The sequence below is a fragment of the Mesorhizobium sp. WSM4837 genome (assembly GCF_055811435.1).
Window position 1 is genome coordinate 23,143 of record NZ_JBVVQE010000047.1, and the last position, 20,741, is coordinate 43,883.

The following is a 20,741-nucleotide window of genomic DNA, read 5'->3' on the forward strand; positions in this document are numbered from 1 at the left end:
TCCGGCTGCGGCTACCTACCTTGTGCGATCGCCTGCTCGCGGATCTGCGTCAGGCTCATCTTCGGCGTCAGCGCCTCCGGATCGATCCGGATCTCGATGAGTGCCGGCTTTCTGGACGCCTCACAACACTTGAATGCCTCGGCGAAGTCTTCCGTCTTTTCCACCGTTTCGCCATGCAGTCCGTAGGAGCGGGCCAGCGCCGCAAAATCCGGGTTGGTTAGCCGCGTGCCCGAAACGCGGCCGGGATAGTTGCGCTCCTGGTGCATGCGGATCGTGCCGTACATGCCGTTGTTGATGACGAGGAAGATCACGCGCGCATCGTAGTGCATGGCGGTCGCCAGTTCCTGACCGTTCATCAGGAAGCAGCCGTCGCCGGCGAAGGCCACGACTTCACGCCCCGGTGCGGTGAGCTTGGCGGCGATCGCCGCGGGCACGCCGTAGCCCATGGAGCCATTGGTTGGGCCGAGCTGCGTGCGGAATGTGCGGTACTGATAGAACCGGTGCGCCCAAGCGGAATAGTTGCCCGCACCCGTCGTCAGGATCGCGTCGGGCGCGAGATGGCCACGCAGCCATTCCATGATCTCGCCCATCTGCACCGGACCGGGAATTTTCGGGTGCCTCAGGTTGTCGAGATAGTCGGCGTGAGCTGCCTCGGTCCATGCCTTCCGGACGGGAGGGGTCGCTGGTTTCAGACGACGCGCCTGGGACAGGAACCCGGCGACGCTGGCGTTGACGGGCAGAGCCGCGTGGTAGACGCGCCCAAGTTCCTCGGCACCGGGATGGACATGAATGAAGGTCTGCTTCGGCACCGGAATGTCGATCAGCGTGTAGCCGCCGGTCGTCATTTCGCCGAGCCGCGCGCCGATGGAGATGAGGACATCGCTGTCCTTCATTCGCTGGATCAGCTTCGGCCCGGCGGCGAGGCCGAGGTCGCCTGCGTAGTTCGGGTGAGTGTTGTCGAACAGGTCCTGGCAGCGGAACGAGGCCGCGACGGGCAGGCAGAAGGCTTCCGAGAAGGCCTTGAGGTCCGCGACCGCTTGGGCGGTCCAGCCGCCTCCTCCGGCGACAAGCATCGGCCGCTCCGCCTTGGCAAGCACCGACATCAGTTCCTCAAGCTGCGGCTCGCCCGCGTAGGCTTCGACGCGCTTGTAGGCCGGCACGTCATCGACCGTCACCTGATCGGTGAGCATGTCTTCAGGCAGCGCCACGACCACGGGACCGGGTCGGCCGTTGACGGCGCGATGAAACGCCTGGCTGATCAATTCGGGAATGCGCGCCGCGTCCTCGATCTCGACCACCCATTTCGCCATCTGACCGTACATGCGGCGGTAGTCCATTTCCTGGAAAGCCTCGCGCTCCATCTGGTCGCGCGCCACTTGGCCGACGAACAGGATCATCGGCGTGGAATCCTGGAAGGCGGTATGCACGCCTACCGAGGCGTTGGTCGCACCCGGGCCGCGCGTTACGAAGCAGATGCCGGGCTTGCCGGTCAGCTTGCCATAGGCTTCGGCCATGTACGCCGCCCCGCCTTCCTGCCGGCACACGATGAGTTCGATGGCATCGGCGGCATCGTGCAGCGCGTCGAGCACATCGAGATAGCTTTCGCCGGGCACGCAGAACGCGCGCTCTACACCGTGGATGCGCAACTGATCGATCAGTACCTGTCCGCCGCTGCGGCTTCCACACTCAGTTTTCATCGTCTTGACCCGTGTTTGAGTTAGATGACCGCGTCTTCGAGGAAAGGCCGATTAGCGACCACGCGTTCGAAGCCGAATGGCGAAAGATCGAGGGTCCGGAACCCGCCATAAGTGATGAGTTCGCTCAGGCCCCGGCCCATGGCCGGCGCCTGCTGCAGTCCATGGCCGGAAAAACCGTTGGCGAAGAGGAAGTTCCCCACCTCGGTATGTGGGCCGAGGATGACGTTGTGGTCGAGCGTGCAGTAGTCATAGTGCCCGGCCCAGGCATTCACGACCTTGATCGCCTCGAAGGCGGGCACCCGGTTGGCGAGGATCGGCCAGATTTCGTCCTCGAACTCGTCGTGCATGACCGCGAAATCGTTAGGATCCACTTCCGGGTCGTGCTTGGGATAGGTGCCCATCAGGTAGAATTTGCCCTCGGGGCGGAAGAACACGCCGGTCGGGTCGATGGTAAGCCCCACCTTTCCTTCGAGCGGCGTACGGCAGTCGACCACGAAGAGCGAACGCCGGCGCGGCTCGACGGGAATGTCGAGGCCGGCCATGCGGGCGACCTTCTTGCCGTTGGTGCCGGACGTGTTCACGAGCGTGCCGCAGCCGATCGTCTGGCCGCTTTTCGTGGTTACCGAGACGATGCAGTCGCCGGCACGGTTCACCGCCACGACTTCGTCCTCGATATATTCGACGCCAAGGGCGCGGGCCTTTCTGCGAAAGCCCTGCATCAGCGCCGAACTGTCGAACCAGCCTTCGCCGCGCTCGCCGTAGCTCCCGAGTGACAGACCGTCGAGGTTGAGCCAGGGGAAGCGGCGGCCGAGCGTGTCGACGTCGAACAACGTCACCTCCGCCCCGCACGCCGCCTGCGTTGCATGGTTGCGACGTAACACCTCGCTGCCCCGCTCGTCCTCGGCAAGGAACAGGTAGCCGTTCTCGTGGAAGCCGATTTCCGGAGTGTCGTCGTCGACCGCGACGTTCTCCTTGAAACTGCGGATGAACTGCGTCCCGAATTGCGAGACCTGGACGTTGATCGCGTTGGAGAACTGATGGCGGATCGAGCTCGAGGACAGCGCGGTCGCTGAGCGCTGGAAGGTCCAGTCTTTCTCGACCACCAGCACCGAGCCCTTGAAATCCGGATTCGTCGCCAGGAAATAGGCCGTCGCGCTGCCGACCACGGCGCCGCCGACGATCACGACATCGTAGGATGCCTTGGATGCCTGCATGACAGCGCTCACTTCTGCTCGTCGTCGTCGGGATGGCCGAGGGCACAGAAGAAGCCGCCCTGAAAACGAATCGCGGGATCGTTCGGATCGCCCTGGGGAGTACTGGCGATTACTTTCTCGCGATAATCGTCCGCGCTGTCCTGCGGCTTGTAGCCGAGGATGCTGGCCGTGCGATTGTCCCAGAAGGACTCACTGTTGTTCGACATGCCGTAAGCGATCATGAAGCCGACCCGCGGAGCTGACAGGCTCCTTTCGACCAGTTGGCGGCAGTCGCGATAGGAAAGCCATGTTATCAGATGGCGGCGATCTGCCGGCTCCGGATAAGACGAACCGATGCGCAGGCAGATGGTTTCGATGCCGAACTTGTCGAAATAAAATCGCCCGAGATTCTCCACGAAGGTCTTGGACACGCCATAGAGGCTGTCCGGCCGCGTCGGCACATTGGCGTCGATTGTTTCCGTGCGCTCATAATAGCCGATGGCATGCACCGAGCTGGCATAGACGATGCGCTTCACGCCATGGCGCCGCGCCGCCTCATAGACGTTGTAGGTGCCGATGATGTTGTTGTTGAGGATGGCCTTCCACGGCGCTTCCAGGCCCTGCCCGCCCATGTGAACGATGGCGTCGCATCCCTTCACAGCCGCCGACACGGCCTCGAAATCCGAAAGATCCGCTGGCGCGTCTTCCTCGTGCGGGGCGAGGTTTTCGCAAGGTCCGAGCGAGGAAAGGCGCACGACCTTGCCGAGCTGCGTTCCCAATTTCCTGAGCTCCGTTCCGAGCGCACCCGCGGCGCCGGTGAGCAGGGTTCGTTGAAAATCCGTCATGGGCTCTTCTTTCCGTTATCGGAGCCGCGCCAGCGCATCGGCGACACGTTCGGCGGCGGCGGTCAGATTGTCGCTCGACGTCGCAAAGGACAGGCGGATGTAGGGTTCGATGCCGAACGCTGCCCCCGGCACCGTTGCGACCTTGCCCGCTTTCAGGAGGTAGGATGCCAGTTCCGCGTCATTGGCAATCGTCGTTCCGTCGGGAGTGGTCTTGCCTATGTGGGGTTCGCATTTAGGGAACAGGTAGAAGGCTCCGTCAGGCGCCCGCACTTCCAAGCCCGGGATGGCTCCGAAACTCTTCGTCACCAGCGCGCCGCGCACCTTGTATTCCTCGACAGCCTTGCTGACGAAGTCCTGTGGGCCATTGAGCGCCGCAACGGCGGCGGCCTGAGTGATCGACGACGGGCAAGTCGTGCTCTGCGACTGGAGCTTGTTCAGCACCTTGGTCAGGCTTTTTGGCCCGGCGGCATAACCCAGCCGCCAGCCGGTCATGGCGTAAGCCTTGGAGACGCCGTTGACAATTAGCGTTCGCTCGCGCAAGTCGGGGCAGGCTGCCGCGAACGAGGCGAACGGTACTTCGCCGCATACAATATGCTCGTAGATCTCGTCCGACATGATGGCAACGCGCGGATGCCGCGTCAGAACCGCGCCGAGCGCCCTCAGTTCCTCGGCGCTGTAGATCGCCCCGGTTGGATTAGACGGCGAGTTGAACAGGAACCACCGCGTCTTCGGCGTGATGGCAGCCTCCAACCGTTCCGGCGCGAGCTTGAAGGCATCCTCGACGCCGCAGCAAACGATTTTCGGCACGCCGCCATGCAGGATGATGATGTCGGTGTAAGACACCCAATAGGGTGCCGGGACGATCACCTCGTCGCCAGGCTCCAGCGTGCCGAGGAAAGCGTTGAACAAGATCTGCTTGGCGCCGTTGCCGATGGAGATCTCGTCGATCGCATAGTCCAGCCCGTTCTCGCGCTTGAACTTGGCAACGATCGCCTCGCGCAGCTCTGGAAGCCCGTCCGGTCCGGTATAGCGTGTCACGCCGCGCCGCATTGCGTCGATGGCGGCCTGAACCACATGGGCAGGCGTATCGAAATCCGGCTCGCCGAGCGACAGGTCGACGACGCTTTCCCCCTTGGCGCGCATCGCCTTGGCTGTCATGGACACCGCCATTGAGGGCGACGATTTGATCGTCGCGGCCCGCTTGCTCTCAAAAGCGATCATGTTCATCCTTTTGGCTTCCGTATGCTGGCCTTGCCGTGGATTTCGACCTGTTCGCCGGTGAGGTAGCCGTGCTTGAGGTCGTGCTCGAGCGCCGCCGCCGGACGCTTCGCGGGATCACCGAAGCCGCCGCCGCCCGGAAGCTGGAGCACCAGACGACGCGCCGGCGGCACGAATTGCAGGCCCTTGCCGCGCAGGACCGTTCCGTCGTCGAGCGATACCGATCCCGGCGCACCGTCCTTGCCGCCGTCGCGCCCCCGGGCCGGATGGTTGAGGCGGTCGAACATGGCCGAAAAACGGAAACCGTAGCCGTCGGCCGCCGCGATCTCGATGGTCTGGCCGAGGCCGCCGCGATACTCGCCGGCGCCACCCGAACCCTCTCGCAGTTCTTTGCGCCAGACGATAATGGGGCCGACATTCTCGGTCGCCTCGATCGGCATGGTGTGGACGCCGCTCGGAAACGCCGTGGCGTTCAGCCCGTCGAGCGTGGGGCGCGCGCCGGAACCGCCGGAGTTGAACATCAGGATCTCTGCGCCGGAACCACCGATCTCATCCGATAGCGGCCGCACACTCATGTGCAGGTTCCAGAGCGCGCTCGCGCCTTCGGCTGGCGCCCTGCCGGGCAGCGCCTGATGCAATGCGCCGAGCACGAGATCCGGCACGAAATGGCCAAGCACGTGGCGCACGGCCACTGGCGCCGGGCGCTTGGCATTGAGGATACAACCTTCCGGCGCGGCGATGTCGAACGGCGCCAGCGAGGCAGCATTGTTCGGAATTTCAGGCGCCACGACGCATTTGATGCCGTAGCAGGCATAGGCCTTGGCATAGACGAGCGGCACGTTGATGCCGAATTTGCTCATACCCGAGGTGCCGTCGAGATCGACCAGCACTCCATCGGGGCCGATTGTCAATTTCGCATGCAGGTGAACCGGTTCGTCATAGCCATCGAGGTCGAGGCCATAGGACCAGCTTCCATGCGGCAGCGCACGCAACCGCTCCAGCGTCGCCTCGCGGCTGTGTTTCAGGATGAAGCCGCCGATTTGTGAGAGATCCGCAAGGTTGAATTCCGTCAGCATGTCGGTGAGGCGGCGGTGGCCAGTTTCGTTGCAAGCTGCGAGCGCATGGAAATCGCCCACCACCTTGTCGCTCTCGCGTACATTGTTGCGGACGATGTGGACGAGGGTCCGGTTGAGCTCCCCGCGCTCGAAGAACTTCATGATCGGGATGAACAGGCCTTCCTCATAGACCTCGCGTGCGTCCGGCCCGAAGCCGCGCCCGCCGACATCGACCACATGGGCCGTTGATGCGAAGTGGCCGACCAACCTGCCGTGATGGAAGGAGGGTGTCACGACGGTGATGTCGTGCAGGTGGCCGGTGCCCTTCCAGGGATCGTTGGTGATGTAGACGTCGCCCTCGAAGATGTTCTCGGGGCCGATGTCGCGGATGAAGTGGGCGACCGATTCGGCCATGGCGTTAACGTGGCCTGGCGTGCCGGTGACTGCCTGGGCGAGCATGCGGCCTTCAAGGTCGAAGACGCCGGCGGACAAATCGCCCGCCTCCCGGACTGAGGTGGAGAAAGCGGTACGGATCAGCGTTTGCGCCTGCTCCTCGACCACCGAGATCAGCCGGTTCCACATCACCTGCATGTGGATGTCGATCATGGACTGGTTCATGTTCCGGTCCTCATGTGCGGGTGGCCAGGATACAGCCGTCGTTCTGGATGACGGCCCTGAAGGAGGCAGTGAGCACCGTCGAGGTCTCGCGCTCGACGATAACGGCGGGCCCTTTGACGACATCGCCGGGGTTGAGCGCCGAGCGGTCGTGAATGCCGGCCTCGAGATAGGCCCTCTGCGCGGCCTCGAACAGGCGCCGGGTCTTCGTCGGGGCGACAACGGAGCCCTCGGAAACTGGCTCGACACGGGCGACAGGTGGAAGCGGTGAGCTGACCTTGACCGACCAACTGACGATCTCGACGTCAAGACCTTCGATGGCGCGACCGAAGAAGCGCTCATATTCCTCTCCGAACAGTGCGCCTATGCGGGCGGCGCTGTCGGCGTCGAAGCGGGCAAGCGGCAGGGCGACTGGAATGTCCCATCCCTGTCCGACATAGCGCATGAACACGCTACGTTTGATCACAGGTTCGCGATCATCGATCCCCCCGGCGACGAACCCTGCGGCCTCGGCCTCCATCGCCTCCATCAGGCGGTTCGCCGCCGACGCATCGAATTGCGACAGACGGAATACCGAACTGCGGACCGCTTCATAACCGAAGGGCGCCCTGAGGAAGCCGATGGCAGAGCCGACGCCGGCACCAGGCGGCACCAGAAAGCTGGAAATACCCATCTTCTCGCAGAGCCGGGCGGCATGTAGCGGGCCGGCACCGCCGAAGGTGATCATAGTGAAATCGGAGATGTCCTTGCCGTTCTCCACGGCGTGGACCCGGCCGGCATTGGCCATGTTCTCGTCCACCATCTCGCAGGTGCCGTAGGCGGCCGCTTCCGCATCGAGCCCGATCACGGCGCCGATGTCGACGCGCATTGCCTTGCGACTCGCCTCGGCGGACAGTGTGATCGCCCCGCCGGCGAAATTGTCCGGATCGAGCTTGCCGAGCATCAGGTCGGCATCGGTCACTGTCGGATGCGCGCCGCCGCGCTGATAGCAAGCCGGCCCCGGCTCGGAGCCGGCGCTGTGTGGACCAACGCGAATCTGGCGCATGCCGTCGACCCCGGCGATGGAGCCGCCGCCGGCGCCGATCTCGACCATCTCCACCACCGGAATGGAGATCGGCATGCCTGAGCCCTTGCGAAAGCGATAGGTGCGCGCGACCTCGAAGGTCTTCGCGGTATTGGGAACTTGCTTCTCGATCAGGCAGATTTTCGCCGTCGTGCCGCCCATGTCGTAGGAAAGCACCGCGTCGAGGCCGTGATGGCGGGCGATATCGGCGGCGAAAATCGCGCCGCCCGCAGGGCCGGATTCCACCAGCCGCACCGGAAACTCCGAGGCGCTTTCAACCGAGACGATTCCGCCGCCGGAATGGATCATGAAAACCGGACAGCCGACGCCGATCTCCTTGAGGGAGACGACGAGGCGGTCGAGATAGGATTTGATCGCCGGCTTCACGTAGGCGTTGGCGCATACGGTGTTGAAGCGCTCGAACTCCCGCATTTGCGGCGAGACCTCCGAAGAGATCGAGACGGAAAGCGCCGGCAACCGCTTTAGCAGCGCGTCCCTCACCCGCCTTTCATGGCCGCCGTTGGCATAGGCATGGATGAAGCCGATCGCCGCGCTTTCATAGCCGCCCGCTGCGATGCGTTCGGCCACAACATCGACGGATGCGTCGTCGAGCGGCAGCAGCACCTTGCCGGAGGCATCCATTCGCTCGCGCACGACGAAGCGGTCCGCGCGTTCGATCAGCGCGGGCGGAAGAGCAATATTCAGGTCGTACTGCTCGAAGCGGTTTTCGGTGCGCATTTCCAGCACATCGCGAAAACCTTCGGTGGTGACGAACGCCGTCCTGGCCCCGCGCCGTTCGATCAACGCGTTCGTGGCGAGCGTGGTGCCGTGGATGAGGATATCGATCTGCGACAGCTCGATGCCAGCCATCTCCGCCACCACCTGCACGCCTTTCAGGATCGCGCGCTCTGGCGCTGCGTAGTCGGTCAGTATCTTGGTGGAATGCAGCGCTCCATCGAGATCGAGCGCGATGTCGGTGAAAGTTCCGCCAATGTCCACGCCGACACGACAATTTCCTCCCGCGGGTACCGACATTCTCATCTCCTAAATGCCTTGGAGAGCAAGTGGTCCTCGCTCAACCCCAGCCTGCGCGATGCTCCAAGGCACTGACATCTATTACTTTTTCTTATCTAGCGCGGAGCGAAATAATTCCGCTTGACGTTCTTTCGATATAGCACTTATCATATATGTGTCAACTTAAAAGGGGCAACGTTCCTCGCGATCCGACCAAGCGGAGAGAAGCTCCAAGGGCGGAGGATCAGGCCGAAAACGGCCGACCCGAAAAGGAAAGATATTCGGAGTGCGGGCCGAACCCGCACCCAAAACGGATCCAACAAGGTTGTCTCCTAACAGAGGGAAGGTTCAAATGAATCGCTTACGCAAATATCTCGCTGCCGCCGCGGTAGCGTCCTCCATGTTCGCGGCACAGGCCTTGGCGGCCGACGCCATCAAGATCGGGGTTGCGGGTCCGATGACAGGGGCCAACGCCACCTTCGGCGAACAGATTTGGACGGGTGTCTCCACCTACGTCAATGAAGTGAACACGTCCGGCGGCATCGACGGCAGGCAGATCGAGCTCGTGAAGGGCGACGACGCATGTGAGCCCAAGCAGGCGGTGGCGGTCGCCAACCGCCTCGTGGATCAGGACAAGGTCCAGGCGGTGGTCGGCCATTTCTGCTCGTCCAGCACCATCCCTGCGTCGGAAATCTACAACGACGCCGGCATATTGACGATCACGCCTGCATCCACAAACCCGATCGTCACTGACCGCGGCCTCGAAACGATGTTCCGCACCTGCGGCCGCGACGACCAGCAGGCGGTGGTCGCCGGCTCGTACATTCTCGACACGCTAAAGCTCGACAGGATCGCGCTGATCCATGACAAGGATACCTATGGTCAGGGCCTGGTCGACGCGCTCAAGCGGGCACTTGCCGAAAAGGGCGTCGAGCCGGTGCTGTATGAAGGCCTCACCCGTGGTGAGCGCGACTTCAACGCGCTTGTCACCAAGATCAAGAGCTCCGGCGCGCAGGCAGTCTACTTCGGCGGCCTCATCCCGGAGGCAGGCCCGCTCATCGCCAAATCCACGAGCAGGGCCTCGATGTGAAATTCGTTAGCGGTGACGCACTCGCCCAAAAGGAAATTGTCACCGCCGCCGGCGGCGCGCAGAACCTCAAGAACGTCTACTACTCGTCCGCAGCAGACCCAAAGGAAGACCCGGCTGCCGCCGAAGCACAGGATGCGCTGAAGAAGGCCAACGTGCCTCTCGACAACTACACGCTCTTCGGTTTCGCCAGCGCCCAGGCCATCGTCGCGGCGCTGCAGGGAACCAAGAACGGCAGCATCGACGACCAGCTCAAATGGCTGCAGTCCAACTCGGTCAAGTCGGCTGTTGGCGACCTCGCCTGGAATGAGAAAGGCGACGTCAAGGACTTCAAGTTCGTCTTCTATACCTTCGACGACAAGGGCGATCCGGCCCGCGCAAACTGACGGAATTGAACCCTGCCGGTCGGGCTTTGTTCGGCCGGCTCCTGCATGCCCATGAACAAAGGGGGCCGCAGTAGACTTCTACATCCTGGCGCAGCAATTGGTGAATGGCATCACGCTGGGCACCATCTATGGGCTGATCGCCGTCGGCTACACCATGGTCTACGGCGTCATCCGCATGATCAATTTCGCCCATGGCGACGTCTACATGGTGTCAGCCTATATTGCAGCTATCACGCTTGCGGTGCTCCACTTCTTCGGTGTCCAGTCCGTTCCATTCGCACTCATCTCGATTCTGATCATCACCTGCGCCGTCACGGGCGTCTACGGCTGGACGATCGAGCGTGTCGCCTATCGGCCGTTGCGCGGGTCAACGAAGCTTGCGCCCTTGATCTCGGCCATCGGCATTTCGCTGATGCTACAGAGCTATGTGCAGGTGGCGCAGGGCGCGCGCGACCAGGGCGTTCCGCTGCTGATCCAGGGTGCCTTCCGTTTTGGAGATGGCGCTCACTTCGTGCAGATCACCTATATGCAGACGGTGATCCTCATCGCCTCGCTCGTCGCCGTGGCGCTTCTGACCTATCTCATCAACCACACGCGCATCGGCCGCGAGTGCCGGGCCACCCAGCAAAACCGCCACATCTCCGCGGTGCTGGGTGTAAACACCGACCGCACGATCTCCACCGTCTTCGTTATCGGCGCCGCGACGGCAGCCGTCGGCGGCGTGCTCGTCACCTTCAACTACGGCTCGTTCAACTTCTTTATCGGCTTCGTGATGGGTATCAAGGCCTTCACGGCAGCTGTCCTTGGGGAGCATGAGGATTTGTGGGGCGGGCTGGAACGAAGTATGTCGTCACCGTTGAATTTTGACGGGGCCGGCGGATGTGAAAAGGGCAAAACGGGCAGCGACGAAAACTGCCGGAGAGGCGGCAGCCTCGGAGGATGAGATTTCCATCCTGCAATCCCGCATCTGGCTGAAGGACGTGAGCCCCATGGTGTGGCGTAGGGTTCAGGTTCCCTCGACGATGACGCTACGCGAGTTTCATGGCGTCCTTCAGGTCGCGATGGGATGGGAAGGCATACACCTTTACCAGTTCGTCATTCACACGGTGCGGTACGGCTCGTGGGAGGCGGGTGCCCGCTTTCCGGCTATCCCACTTGGCAATTTGCAACTGCGTAACGGCAGCCGGTTCCTGTACTAGTACGACCTCAACTTCCCTTGGGAGCACGAGGTCCGGCTAGAGCAGCGCCGGCCTGTCAAACCCGGAGCTCACTATCCGGCGTGTACGGGCGGCGACGGCAACTGTCCGCCTGAGGATTGTGGTGGACCGGAAGCCTGGATGTGGCAGAGGGACGAGGCGCTCGGGCCTGACCTCCATGAGGATCTCGCCACAGCATTGGAATTCATCACGGAAATCGGCGACACCCGGTCCCTTGCGGTCCTCGATGATCCGGACCGCGCTTGGGAATTACAGGAATTGCGGTTTCGGATCAAAGGCGGAGCTACACTGCTGGGCCAGTCGTTCGAGCGGCGGAAAGTGAATGATCGCCTGCGGCAGAGCGAACATCTGATCCTCATGCACCAGCAGATGTGACGGGCCTGATGACCTGATCTTTCGAAAGAAGATTGGCCCCCAGAAGGGCGGCATCATCACCGCGAGTGTTGATGCCCGAAAGCAAGGCTGGGATGGCGGCCTGCTTGATCGAGATCATGTCGGTTTACCGGACGATTTTCGGATTGCTAACTGATGGTCTTTATCAGCGTTTCCGGCAGGCCGCAGAGGAGAAACGGGCGTCATGGGCGCAATCAGTTTTCCACTCCGGTCATTCTGGAAAACTCATTGCGAGGACATGAGATGCGGGCGCGGCTGGTTCTGGAGATTATGGGTGACGATGGTGAGATGATTGCAATGGAAACCGTCGCCGATCTGGTGAAGGTGACGAAGGGCACCGAGGATCTCGGTCTGTCGTTGTCGGAGGCGAAAGGCCTTCTTACGAAATTACAGCAGGCGATGGTGGAGACGCAGGTGGAACTTTGGCTGAGCGAAAACCGCGAGCTGGATGGGCGTCGCCTGCGCAGCAAGGGCGGTTACCCAATAACCTTCCATACGCTCTTTGGGGACGTCCGCCTGAAAAGCCCCCGATACTACCTGCCGCACTCGGTCGGCGGAAACGATCCAGCAACGATCTCTCCACTCCGGAAACTGATCCCCGACCACATTGCGCCCGAGCGCCTCTATCTGGAAACGCGGTGGGCATCGCTCGTGCCCTATGCCGCCGCGGCCGAGCTGCTGGCCGATGTGCTGCCGGTCGAGAGCGGCGCCAACGCCACGACGGTTCGGCAGCACGCCTTGCAGGCCGCCAGGCGCATCGAGCGGGAACTGACCGAAGAGCGGGTTTCCTTCATGCAGGATGCCTGTCCGCGCGACTGGATGAACCTGCCCGTTCCCGATGGCCGCATCGTCATCGGTCTGGATGGCGGGTATATCCGTGACCGCAACGATCGAAAGAAGAACTTCGAACTGATCGTCGGCCGCTCCTTACCCGAGGACGGAGATGCCCGTTACATCGGTTTTGTCCATGGCTACGATCGCAAGCCGCAGCGGCGTATCCTTGACCATCTTAAAAAGCAGGGTGTTCAGGCCAATCAGGACATCACCTTCATCACCGACGGAGGAGAAGAAGTCCGCTCGCTTGCCGAGATGATCGCGCCGGCAAGCGAACATGTCCTCGACTGGTTCCACATCACCATGCGCATCACGGTCCTGCGCCAATTCGCCCAGGGTCTCGAAAACCATAATGAGCAGGCCGGACAGGATCTGCTTGAAACCCTGCGCAGGATCAAATGGCACCTCTGGCATGGCAATGCGTACCGTGCCAGTGAGGAAATCGGCGACCTGCAATTCGATGCGGAAGCGCTCGAAACGGACTACCCGATCATGCGCAAATTCCTCACGGCCATTGGCGAGTTCCGATCCTACATCGCTTCCAACAGTGCCAGCCTGATCAACTACGGCGAACGCTACCGGTCCGGTGAGCGGATATCCTCGGCCTTCGTCGAGGCAACCGTCAATGCCGTCATCAGCAAGCGGTTCGCGAAAAAGCAGCAGATGCAGTGGAGCAGGATCGGCGCGCATCTTCTGCTGCAAACCCGAACGCAGACCCTCGACGGCTCCCTACGCTCGACCTTCCAGCAATGGTATCCCGGTATGGCGAACGACAATCACGAACCAGACGAAACAGCTCTCGCCGCATAACTGCCCCACACTTCCTCATGCTCCCCATTTATGTGTTCCGCTCGTTTGCGCGGTCGTTCTGGAAGGCGCTCTGTCACGCCAGCGAAGAAGTCGGCTACGAAGTGCAGTAGACCGAGGCGGCCGGTCGTCACCTCACTTCCTCACTTGGCGAACGTCACCCACTCTTCCAGCGGCGCGCGGTCGGTGCGGAACTCGTTTTCCGGCTTGGACGTATCCTCGTAACCGAGCGCCATGCCGCAGACGACGATCTCCTCGTCGGGAATGTTGAGCACTGACCTGATTTGCCGGTGATAAGGCGCGAACGCCGCCTGCGGACAGGTGTGCAGGCCCATGCCCCGCGCCGCCACCATGATGTTCTGCAGGAACATGCCGTAGTCGATCCACGAGCCCTTGTTGAGCCGCCGGTCGACGGTGAAAATCATGCCGACCGGAGCGTCGAAGAAGACGAAGTTGCGGTCGTGCTGCGCGCGCATCCTATCCACCTCACGCCGGCCGATGCCGAGCGCACTGTAGAGTCCGAAGCCGTTGGCCCGCCGCCGGCTGAGATACGGTTCGAAGAACTGGTCGGGATAGTAGCGATACTCGTCCCACTCGGCCTTTTCGGCGCGGACGCCGGAGTTGAGGATGGCGTCGGTGATCCGCTGCTTGACCTCGCCCTTGGTGACATAGACTCGCCAGGGCTGCATGTTGGTGCCCGAAGGTGCACGCGCGGCAACAGAGAGAATGGCGCGGATCGTCTCGTCATCGACCATGTCGGGCAGGAAGGCCCGCACCGAACGGCGCGACGTGATCGCCTCGTCGACGATCGCCGCATCATCTGTAACTGTAGTCCTGTTTTCCAGCATGGGCCGTCCTTAGCGCATGACCCCGGAAACCGGAAATCGGTTTCCGGAAAGCATCATGCGCAGTCTAGAAATGCTAGAGCGTCCTTTGCGCGTCCAATTGGACGCGCGGCGCTCTAGCGTGGGTCTCAACCGGACGCCCCTCAACTCGCCGTTCGTAGCCACGGCCGCGCATAGCGCAGAAATCCCCGAGAATGGTCCAGTCAGGTTCAGGCGCCACCGTGTTCATGCGGACGCCCCGCCGCATGTATAGGTCGAAGCTCGCACTGGCCGACCAAACAATCAGCGCCTGGAAATACTGGTAGCAGGTTTCCTGTGGCACTGGATGGGCGGCGAGCCAAGTGAGTCCATCCGCAAAGCTCTGAGTGTCGGCGAGCTCCTTATGCAGATCAACGCGCTTGGGCCATTCGGTGTCCGAGAGGGAGGCGAAATTCACGATCGAAGCGCCCTTGGGCATACGGCAAAGAAGTTCATATGAGAGATGGCGTGTCCCGAGATAATTCACGCGTGCAACAATATCGCGGTCCAGTATGCGGGGGACGCCGGCGGCATTCACAAGACCGTCGATGCGTTCCGGGAATTTGGTAAGCGCTGCATCAATCTCTTCGGGCGCACTCTGGTCGATCTGAATGAAGCCGTCCAGCGTGACAGTGGGATCACCTCGAGCGAGCCGATGACGCCCGCGCCTTCGCACCGGGCAAGACGGGCGACTTCGCTGCCGACTCCGGAGGAGACACCGGTTATGACGATGATTTTACCTGTAAGTTTCAACGGCTTCTCCAATTTAATGGCTGAGGGACGGCACTCTCGTGCAGACGACCTTCCAAACGAGTTGGCCTGATGAGGCGCGCGGCGTCCTTGACCGGAGCCGCCGCCGCTCAATTGAACTTCTCAATGACCGCCAGAGACCGCGCCCGCGCGTGCCGTTGCCCGACTTAAGCGTTGGTCCCACCTCGCGATCGAAAGATCGATGCCGTTAGGCGCTGTCCTTATGCAGCATCGGGCAAGATTGATAAAATCGATTGTTTGTATGAATCTTATCGGCGCTGTGGATACAGGACGCCGCTCTGATTTGGTCTTTTGAGGCTGCCGCTGAGCCCTTCGGCGCCGTTGCCGACGTACGGATTTGCCCGCATCGGCTTCTTCAAGCCGGCGCATGTGAAGTGACTTCTGGCGTTTGCCGTTCGCGCGCTGATCATCGCCCGCAAGAAGCTGGTCGGGCAAGGCGTCATGCAAACCAGATCCGCGGTGTTGTCGTGGGTGTTTCAGTCCCGCTTAATCAAACAGGAGCTGCAGGCCGGCGAGGGAATAGCCGGGCTATCCGCCGCCGTGCAGAGCCTCATTGCAGCGCGTGCCGCGATGCACTCGGCCGTCGGCAATCGATGGCAACATCAAGAACGTCGCGAAACGTTCCACGGCATGCCGCCGGCTAATGATAGTCCCAGGCGTCGACAACCTGACCGCGCTCGCGTTCTCCGCGGTGGTGGACGCTTTAGGCGCTCCCGCGATCTGGGCGCCTATCTTGGCCTGGTGCCACGCCGCTTCCAGTCGGGCGAGGTCGACTACATGACAGAATGTCGAAATGCAGCGCCGGCGGGTGCGTAACCCTGCTCTATGCGGCGGGCGATGTCATGCTGACATGCTTATCGAGACGCATTGAAGCGGTGATGTCACGTTGTCTGCATATAAACGCGTTGAGACCTGCGGCCGCTGATGTCAGCTGACCACGGTCACGGCTTTCCATTCCGCCATGGCCTGCAGCCGGTCAACATGTGTGGCGAGAGCGGAGCGTTTTGAGTAGGGCGGGACGAAGAGATTGCGCAGAGCCGAGAAGATCGAAACGAAGCGTTGCAGTGCTCCTGGTGATCGGAAGCCTTGCGTGGTCCGCTCCCGTTTTCGCAGCGGCACATGTGCATTCTCCGCCCGGTTGTTCAATCCCTTGTGCGACCGGTGCTCGACGTGCGGCATCACCTGTCGCCTGGCTGCTCCATAGGAGCGCAGCTTATCGGTGATCATGCGCTTCGGCGCGATGCCTTGCTTCTTCAACAGCCGTGTCAGCAAGCGCTTGGCCGCCTTGGTATTACGGCGGTTCTGGACGATCTCGTCGAGCACATAGCCGTCCTGGTCGATGGCCTGCCACAACCTGTTCATGCCATCGGGTCTATGCGGTTCTGTCGCAAATCGTGCTTTTGGTCACAACGGGACGCTTTCGCGCCGATGATCATGCTGCAAGGATTTCGAACCGCTCGGCGATCGAGGGACGTGGATTATGGCGAACCTCGCCTGCCGTTACGCATCATGTGAACCATCTCGATGCCGGAAAGGACGGCATCGGCACTCGCCATCGACTTGAAGCCGAGCATCGACCGATTGCGGCGCTTGGTGCGCCGATGGTCCTGCTCGATCCAATTGTTGAGGTACTTGCTCTTGCGGATGCGGATCGGCTTCAGCGCTGGTCGCGATCGATTCCGCAGACGGTGTTCGGCGTCGCAGGAAATGATCGCCTCATGATTGGTCGGGCTGCCGTCGATGACGATGCGATCCGGTCTGCCGTGGCGCTCCAGGGCCTTCCGGAAGAAGCGCTTGGCTGCCGGCAGGTCGCGGTGTTCGCTGAAGAAGAACTCGACCGTGTCGCCGACGCCGTCGGTGACGGCGCGCTTGCGCCGTTGAAGCGCTCCAGAAGCTGGGGCGAGAAGTGGACGACCCAGCGGTGCACAATCGAATGGTCGACGTTCAGGCCGCGTTCGGCCATCATCTCCTCCAGATCGCGCAGGCTGAGATTGTAGGCCAGATACCAGCGCACGCACAGCAAGATCACTGATCGGTCGAAATGACGGCCTTTGAACATAGCAAGCGAGCTCCCCGAAAAAGAGAGGCCTTCGTGCCAGATATGGGTTGCCATTCCGTTTGCGACAGAACCATCTGCCGGCTATGCGGCAGGCGCTATGCCGGACAGCGGCTGAAAACGCTTTTGGCCTGGCATGAACAATATGCCCCCGACGAGTGGGAAAAACATCGCAATGCGGCGATCTACGTTCTTCCAGGTAATCGCAATCCCCTGATCGATTTCCCCGAATGGGCCCCGCGCCTGCAGCTTGAAGGCTGACGAGATCGGTCGTGTCGGGAGGCACGCGCCTGGGCAGTGGCTGGGACAAGGCGCCAGGCTCGAACAGCCATAACCTCAATGGCGATGTTCGCCGCGATCCACACAAGGACAGGAAGCGCAAGCGGCCAGGGAAGCGTGGCAAGCAGGACGAGCGAACCTGTAAACTGCAACAGGAAATATGGTACGCCGTAAAGGCGACGACGATCTGCTGGTGCACGGCGGAGGCGACTTGCGAAATGCGCGACGCCACCTGGCCGGCGAAGAGATCGTGGAAGAGGGCTACCGCATAGCCCTCTGATTCTCTCTAGGTATGCTCTCGGCGATGTCCGCGGGGGGTGATGGAGAGCGGACATGCCGCTCCTGCTGACCAACGCAACGCAGCAAGGCGTCAAGAGCGAGCTTTCGTCCCTCATGCCGGCTCGATCGAACTCGGAACAGCGATCACTTGGATATCTTAAGCATCGCGGTCCCGATCAACGTAGTGCCGATGGAGGCCAACCGCGCCAGGTCGAGGCGCTCCTTAAGGAAGAAGACACCAAACAGCACAGCGAACACCATGCTTGATTCCCGGACTGCGGATACCAAAGCCAAAGGCGTTTGTCTCATTGCCCAAGTGACAATCCAATATGCCAACAGAGAAATCATGCCCCCGAGCACTCCGACCTTCCAGCATTTCTGCAGCGAGACCCTAACCTGCCCCCTTCGCAGATACAATGCCAGCAAGGTTATCGGAATACCGTTGAAGAGGTGAGACCAGAAAGTGTAGCTTTCTGCGCTTTCGGCAAGACGGGCGCCTAAACCATCTACGACCGTATATCCGGCGATAAATACGCCCGTGCCCACCGCATACAGCATTGCTTTTGGTTCCCGGAAGCCTCCCGCGCCACGCGTCAGGGTTAGGCTCATGATTGCGCATCGTGGTTGATCCGAAAACCGCTCTACCGGAAAACGTTTTCTCTCCAGGTCACAGAAACAGCGAATGCCTGGGTACCTCTTGCAATGAAAACTATGTGGTGATCGATAACTTCCCGTTGTCGCCCCCGGGCCCGCTTGGGGGGGCCGCTTCGCCGACGAAGCCGAGGTATGCGCGATGTAATTTTTCCACTCCTTTGGCGAGATGATCGACAGACATGGATGCATAGCCAAAGATATATCCGGCTCGTTCATCGGTCGGGGATGAGAACAGGCGTGTGACGGGATAGATTCCGATGTCGTGGTTTCGAGCGGTATCTGCGAAACGCGCCTCTTGCCCGGCGCAAATTGTGTTGACCACACGACGACGTGAAGTCCCGCAGTCGTGCCGACGATCTCGATATCGTCCGCAATTGCGCGGATCATTGACGCCAGAAATACGGCGCGCCTTTCTGCGTTAAGTCTCCGCATCCTGCGGACATGCCGCTCGTAAGCACCAGTCTCGATCAGCGCCGCGAGAGCCTCTTGCTCGAACTTTGGAAAGTCTCCTGCTGCAACATCCCCGTAGCGGAAATCGAACTTGAGCGGCGGCCTGCCTGCGGTGCTGTTCGACGGCAGAGTCATCGCACGAGTTGCATAGGCTGAAAGCTGGCGAGCGGGCATCGCCGAACAGTCGGGCGGAGCGACCGGGCTCAGCCGCCCTGCTGAAGCAACCCACGCTTTCCGTCCCTGCTGTACCCGCACATAACCCTCCGAAATGAGTTGGTCGAATGCGGCGGTAACCGTCGTCCTCGAAACACCCAGTTCTTCCGCAAGCGAGCGACTTGAAGGTAGAGCGTCACTGACACCGTACACTCCGGCCTGGATCTGCTTGAGCAGGGATTGATAAATTCGACGCGTCGCTCCTGTCCTGCGAGAACCTTCCTTATACTGGACCAGTGAAAATCTCCAAAAGTGGCAGTTTAATTTGGGCCAGTGAACTGCAATATTGGTCTGCAGTCAAGGACGCGATCGTCACTGGTCGCGCCGCTCATGGATTGCTTGCACTTGAATTGATGGAGTTGCCTGGATGTTTGAGGATCCCATCATCGATGGTCGAATTCAGAATATTGCATCGGGATTTAGAGCCGTGAGCGTCTACGTCGATGCGACTTCAGCTGGAGAAGGACATTTCGATCCTCGATTGCTTGCTGAAGCCTGCGATTGCGTGTTGGCGGGTGGCCCGGCTTGGGCAGAAGCTCATCTGGCGAGTTGGTCCGACGCCTACGTCCTCTTTGGCGCGAAGCCTAGCCGCACGCCGTGCTCAGCCCAGGCCCTCAGAAAGCGGGTTCTGAAAGACGGCACCCTTGCGACGATCAACCCAGTCGTCGATCTCTACAACGCCGTCAGCCTGAAATACGCAATCCCGGTGGGCGGAGAACCACGACGCCTATGTCGGGAGACCCTTCCTGACGATCGCGGACGGGAGTGAGACGTTCGACACTCTGATGAACGGGGAGGCAGTCGACGATCCTCCCCTATTGGGACAGGTCATCTGGCGCGACGACATTGGCGTCACTTGAAGACGCTGGAACTGGCGACAAGGAACTCGAACCCGCCTTGAGGCCGCAACAGGCCGGATGTGGTTCATATTGGAGGCGTTGGAAACCATGCCCGACAAAGCGCTGGCGGAGGCGACAGATGCCCTAGCCGAAGGGCTGAACGCGTTGATGCCGGGCTGCAGGATCGTCAGCCAAGCTATCGCCATCACCAAATGGCGTTTCCGGTCGAGCGGTCGCATCATTGATTTGAATGAGAATCTCAAGGGCTCAGAGAATGAATGTCGATCTCCATCAGTTGCTCATTGTCTTTGCTGCATATGTCATTGCCGCGGGAAGCCCCGGCCCCAGCAACATGCGCATCATGGGCGTGGCGATGGCTCGCGGCAGAGGTGCTGCGCTCATGCTCGCCTCGGGCGTCGTCAGCGGCTCGATCTTCTGGGGTCTGATGGCCTCGACCGGCATCTCCGCCCTGTTGGCCAGGTACGCACAGGCACTGCTCGTTCTGCAGATTTTCGGGGGCCTCTACCTGCTATTCCTCGCCTTCAGGGCGGGACGGTCGGCGCTTACGTCGAACGAGAAGCTGGCGGCGCGCGCGTCGGCCGACGAAGTCGCTCTTTCACGGGGTGAGCTCTATAGAAGGGGCCTCTTGATGCATTTGACGAACCCAAAATCCGTGCTGGCATGGATCGCGCTCGTCACGCTGGGCATCGGCCCGAATTCGTCGTGGCAGAGGATCGCAGCGATATTGGGTGGCTGTGCCGTCCTAAGTGTCATAATCTTCTGCGGCTACGCCATTGTCTTCTCCACACCGCCGATGGTGGCTCTGTATCGCCGCTGTCGCCGCTGGATCGAAAGTCTGCTGGCGATGTTCTTCGCGTTCGCCGGGCTGCGCATGCTGCTTTCCCGTATGTAG

General features: G+C 61.3%; 17 protein-coding genes and 8 pseudogenes. 11 read left to right on the top strand and 14 right to left on the bottom strand.

The window, feature by feature from the left end:
• Positions 1-11 precede the first annotated feature (11 nt).
• The 6 genes from AC0L3D_RS24230 to AC0L3D_RS24255 are packed head-to-tail and all read right to left on the bottom strand — an operon-like array spanning position 12 to position 8,721.
• A complete protein-coding gene (locus tag AC0L3D_RS24230; RefSeq protein WP_473646031.1) occupies positions 12-1,697 on the bottom strand; it encodes a thiamine pyrophosphate-binding protein in 1,686 nt (561 codons plus the stop codon).
• A gap of 20 nt (positions 1,698-1,717) precedes the next feature.
• Positions 1,718-2,911, bottom strand: coding sequence for an NAD(P)/FAD-dependent oxidoreductase (locus AC0L3D_RS24235; protein ID WP_473482156.1), 1,194 nt, complete (start codon positions 2,909-2,911; stop codon positions 1,718-1,720).
• An 8-nt stretch (positions 2,912-2,919) separates the two neighbouring features.
• Positions 2,920-3,735 carry an NAD-dependent epimerase/dehydratase family protein gene (locus AC0L3D_RS24240; protein ID WP_473646032.1) on the bottom strand — a complete coding sequence of 272 codons (816 nt, stop codon included), beginning with the start codon at positions 3,733-3,735 and terminating at the stop codon, positions 2,920-2,922.
• Positions 3,736-3,750: 15 nt separating this feature from the next.
• Entirely contained in the window at positions 3,751-4,962 is a 1,212-nt protein-coding gene (locus AC0L3D_RS24245; RefSeq protein WP_473518309.1) for a pyridoxal phosphate-dependent aminotransferase, read from the bottom strand.
• Positions 4,959-6,626, bottom strand: coding sequence for a hydantoinase B/oxoprolinase family protein (locus AC0L3D_RS24250; protein WP_473646033.1), 1,668 nt, complete (start codon positions 6,624-6,626; stop codon positions 4,959-4,961). Before AC0L3D_RS24250 ends, AC0L3D_RS24245 begins: the two co-directional genes overlap by 4 nt.
• 10 nt (positions 6,627-6,636) lie before the next feature.
• On the bottom strand, positions 6,637-8,721 hold the full coding sequence (locus AC0L3D_RS24255) for a hydantoinase/oxoprolinase family protein (protein WP_473482164.1): 2,085 nt from the start codon (positions 8,719-8,721) through the stop codon (positions 6,637-6,639).
• A gap of 331 nt (positions 8,722-9,052) precedes the next feature.
• Here AC0L3D_RS24255 and AC0L3D_RS24260 point away from each other — a divergent pair, with 331 nt between their 5' ends.
• From AC0L3D_RS24260 to AC0L3D_RS24280, 5 genes and pseudogenes are all read left to right on the top strand, one after another.
• The gene (locus AC0L3D_RS24260; protein WP_473646035.1) at positions 9,053-9,790 is read left to right on the top strand and encodes a branched-chain amino acid ABC transporter substrate-binding protein; all 738 of its coding nucleotides are present in this window, start codon (positions 9,053-9,055) and stop codon (positions 9,788-9,790) included.
• Positions 9,787-10,173, top strand: a complete 387-nt coding sequence (locus AC0L3D_RS24265; protein WP_473518311.1) for a hypothetical protein — start codon at positions 9,787-9,789, stop codon at positions 10,171-10,173. Before AC0L3D_RS24260 ends, AC0L3D_RS24265 begins: the two co-directional genes overlap by 4 nt.
• A gap of 100 nt (positions 10,174-10,273) precedes the next feature.
• Positions 10,274-11,116: an ABC transporter permease subunit gene (locus tag AC0L3D_RS24270; protein ID WP_473646036.1), complete on the top strand. Its 843-nt coding sequence runs from the start codon at positions 10,274-10,276 to the stop codon at positions 11,114-11,116.
• Positions 11,055-11,561: pseudogene (locus AC0L3D_RS24275) on the top strand (plasmid pRiA4b ORF-3 family protein); the annotation flags it as partial. The gene AC0L3D_RS24270 and the pseudogene AC0L3D_RS24275, both read left to right, overlap by 62 nt.
• Before the next feature lie 6 nt (positions 11,562-11,567).
• Complete coding sequence (locus AC0L3D_RS24280) at positions 11,568-11,765, top strand: hypothetical protein (RefSeq protein WP_473646055.1); 198 nt, start codon at positions 11,568-11,570, stop codon at positions 11,763-11,765.
• Here the strand turns inward: AC0L3D_RS24280 and AC0L3D_RS24285 are convergent.
• The gene (locus tag AC0L3D_RS24285; RefSeq protein ID WP_473646038.1) at positions 11,746-11,883 is read right to left on the bottom strand and encodes a hypothetical protein; all 138 of its coding nucleotides are present in this window, start codon (positions 11,881-11,883) and stop codon (positions 11,746-11,748) included. The genes AC0L3D_RS24280 and AC0L3D_RS24285 overlap by 20 nt on opposite strands.
• A 143-nt stretch (positions 11,884-12,026) precedes the next feature.
• Between AC0L3D_RS24285 and AC0L3D_RS24290 the strand changes: the two genes are divergently transcribed.
• Positions 12,027-13,427, top strand: coding sequence for an ISKra4 family transposase (locus AC0L3D_RS24290; RefSeq protein ID WP_473646039.1), 1,401 nt, complete (start codon positions 12,027-12,029; stop codon positions 13,425-13,427).
• 26 nt (positions 13,428-13,453) lie between these two features.
• A pseudogene (locus tag AC0L3D_RS24295) lies at positions 13,454-13,537 on the top strand (sarcosine oxidase subunit gamma); the annotation flags it as partial.
• A 30-nt stretch (positions 13,538-13,567) separates the two neighbouring features.
• Here AC0L3D_RS24295 and AC0L3D_RS24300 read toward each other — a convergent pair.
• Positions 13,568-14,272, bottom strand: a complete 705-nt coding sequence (locus tag AC0L3D_RS24300) for a nitroreductase (protein ID WP_473482458.1) — start codon at positions 14,270-14,272, stop codon at positions 13,568-13,570.
• A gap of 73 nt (positions 14,273-14,345) precedes the next feature.
• On the bottom strand, positions 14,346-14,963 hold the full coding sequence (locus AC0L3D_RS24305; protein ID WP_473646041.1) for a Rossmann-fold NAD(P)-binding domain-containing protein: 618 nt from the start codon (positions 14,961-14,963) through the stop codon (positions 14,346-14,348).
• A gap of 434 nt (positions 14,964-15,397) precedes the next feature.
• Between AC0L3D_RS24305 and AC0L3D_RS24310 the strand changes: the two are divergent.
• Positions 15,398-15,909 (top strand): annotated as a pseudogene (locus AC0L3D_RS24310) (transposase); the annotation flags it as partial.
• 76 nt (positions 15,910-15,985) lie between these two features.
• Here the strand turns inward: AC0L3D_RS24310 and AC0L3D_RS24315 are convergent.
• Together AC0L3D_RS24315 and AC0L3D_RS24320 are read right to left on the bottom strand one after the other, a co-directional pair.
• A pseudogene (locus AC0L3D_RS24315) lies at positions 15,986-16,411 on the bottom strand (IS6 family transposase); the annotation flags it as partial.
• A gap of 79 nt (positions 16,412-16,490) precedes the next feature.
• Positions 16,491-17,117 (bottom strand): annotated as a pseudogene (locus AC0L3D_RS24320) (IS6 family transposase).
• Here AC0L3D_RS24320 and AC0L3D_RS24325 point away from each other — a divergent pair.
• Positions 17,100-17,375, top strand: a complete 276-nt coding sequence (locus tag AC0L3D_RS24325) for an endonuclease (protein WP_473488848.1) — start codon at positions 17,100-17,102, stop codon at positions 17,373-17,375. The pseudogene AC0L3D_RS24320 and the gene AC0L3D_RS24325 overlap by 18 nt on opposite strands.
• A gap of 62 nt (positions 17,376-17,437) precedes the next feature.
• Here AC0L3D_RS24325 and AC0L3D_RS24330 read toward each other — a convergent pair.
• From AC0L3D_RS24330 to AC0L3D_RS24340, 3 genes and pseudogenes are all read right to left on the bottom strand, one after another.
• A pseudogene (locus tag AC0L3D_RS24330) lies at positions 17,438-17,658 on the bottom strand (ABC transporter ATP-binding protein); the annotation flags it as partial.
• A gap of 158 nt (positions 17,659-17,816) precedes the next feature.
• Positions 17,817-19,031: a DMT family transporter gene (locus AC0L3D_RS24335; protein WP_473646053.1), complete on the bottom strand. Its 1,215-nt coding sequence runs from the start codon at positions 19,029-19,031 to the stop codon at positions 17,817-17,819.
• Positions 19,032-19,067: 36 nt separating this feature from the next.
• Positions 19,068-19,142: pseudogene (locus AC0L3D_RS24340) on the bottom strand (hypothetical protein); the annotation flags it as partial.
• 214 nt (positions 19,143-19,356) lie between these two features.
• On the opposite strand from AC0L3D_RS24340, the pseudogene AC0L3D_RS24345 reads away from it, so the two are divergent.
• Together AC0L3D_RS24345 and AC0L3D_RS24350 are read left to right on the top strand one after the other, a co-directional pair.
• A pseudogene (locus AC0L3D_RS24345) lies at positions 19,357-20,035 on the top strand (B3/B4 domain-containing protein); the annotation flags it as partial.
• 67 nt (positions 20,036-20,102) lie between these two features.
• Positions 20,103-20,741: a LysE family translocator gene (locus AC0L3D_RS24350; protein WP_473646042.1), complete on the top strand. Its 639-nt coding sequence runs from the start codon at positions 20,103-20,105 to the stop codon at positions 20,739-20,741.

Bases quoted from the DNA above. Each gene is read 5' to 3' on its own strand.
- AC0L3D_RS24245 (WP_473518309.1), bottom strand. From the start codon at position 4,962: ATGAACATGATCGCTTTTGAGAGCAAGCGGGCCGCGACGATCAAATCG.
- AC0L3D_RS24285 (WP_473646038.1), bottom strand. From the start codon at position 11,883: ATGATCTCGATCAAGCAGGCCGCCATCCCAGCCTTGCTTTCGGGCATC.
- AC0L3D_RS24235 (WP_473482156.1), bottom strand. From the start codon at position 2,911: ATGCAGGCATCCAAGGCATCCTACGATGTCGTGATCGTCGGCGGCGCC.
- AC0L3D_RS24325 (WP_473488848.1), top strand. From the start codon at position 17,100: ATGACGGCCTTTGAACATAGCAAGCGAGCTCCCCGAAAAAGAGAGGCC.
- AC0L3D_RS24260 (WP_473646035.1), top strand. From the start codon at position 9,053: ATGAATCGCTTACGCAAATATCTCGCTGCCGCCGCGGTAGCGTCCTCC.
- AC0L3D_RS24240 (WP_473646032.1), bottom strand. From the start codon at position 3,735: ATGACGGATTTTCAACGAACCCTGCTCACCGGCGCCGCGGGTGCGCTC.
- AC0L3D_RS24250 (WP_473646033.1), bottom strand. From the start codon at position 6,626: ATGAACCAGTCCATGATCGACATCCACATGCAGGTGATGTGGAACCGG.
- AC0L3D_RS24255 (WP_473482164.1), bottom strand. From the start codon at position 8,721: ATGTCGGTACCCGCGGGAGGAAATTGTCGTGTCGGCGTGGACATTGGC.
- AC0L3D_RS24350 (WP_473646042.1), top strand. From the start codon at position 20,103: ATGAATGTCGATCTCCATCAGTTGCTCATTGTCTTTGCTGCATATGTC.
- AC0L3D_RS24290 (WP_473646039.1), top strand. From the start codon at position 12,027: ATGCGGGCGCGGCTGGTTCTGGAGATTATGGGTGACGATGGTGAGATG.
- AC0L3D_RS24300 (WP_473482458.1), bottom strand. From the start codon at position 14,272: ATGCTGGAAAACAGGACTACAGTTACAGATGATGCGGCGATCGTCGAC.
- AC0L3D_RS24230 (WP_473646031.1), bottom strand. From the start codon at position 1,697: ATGAAAACTGAGTGTGGAAGCCGCAGCGGCGGACAGGTACTGATCGAT.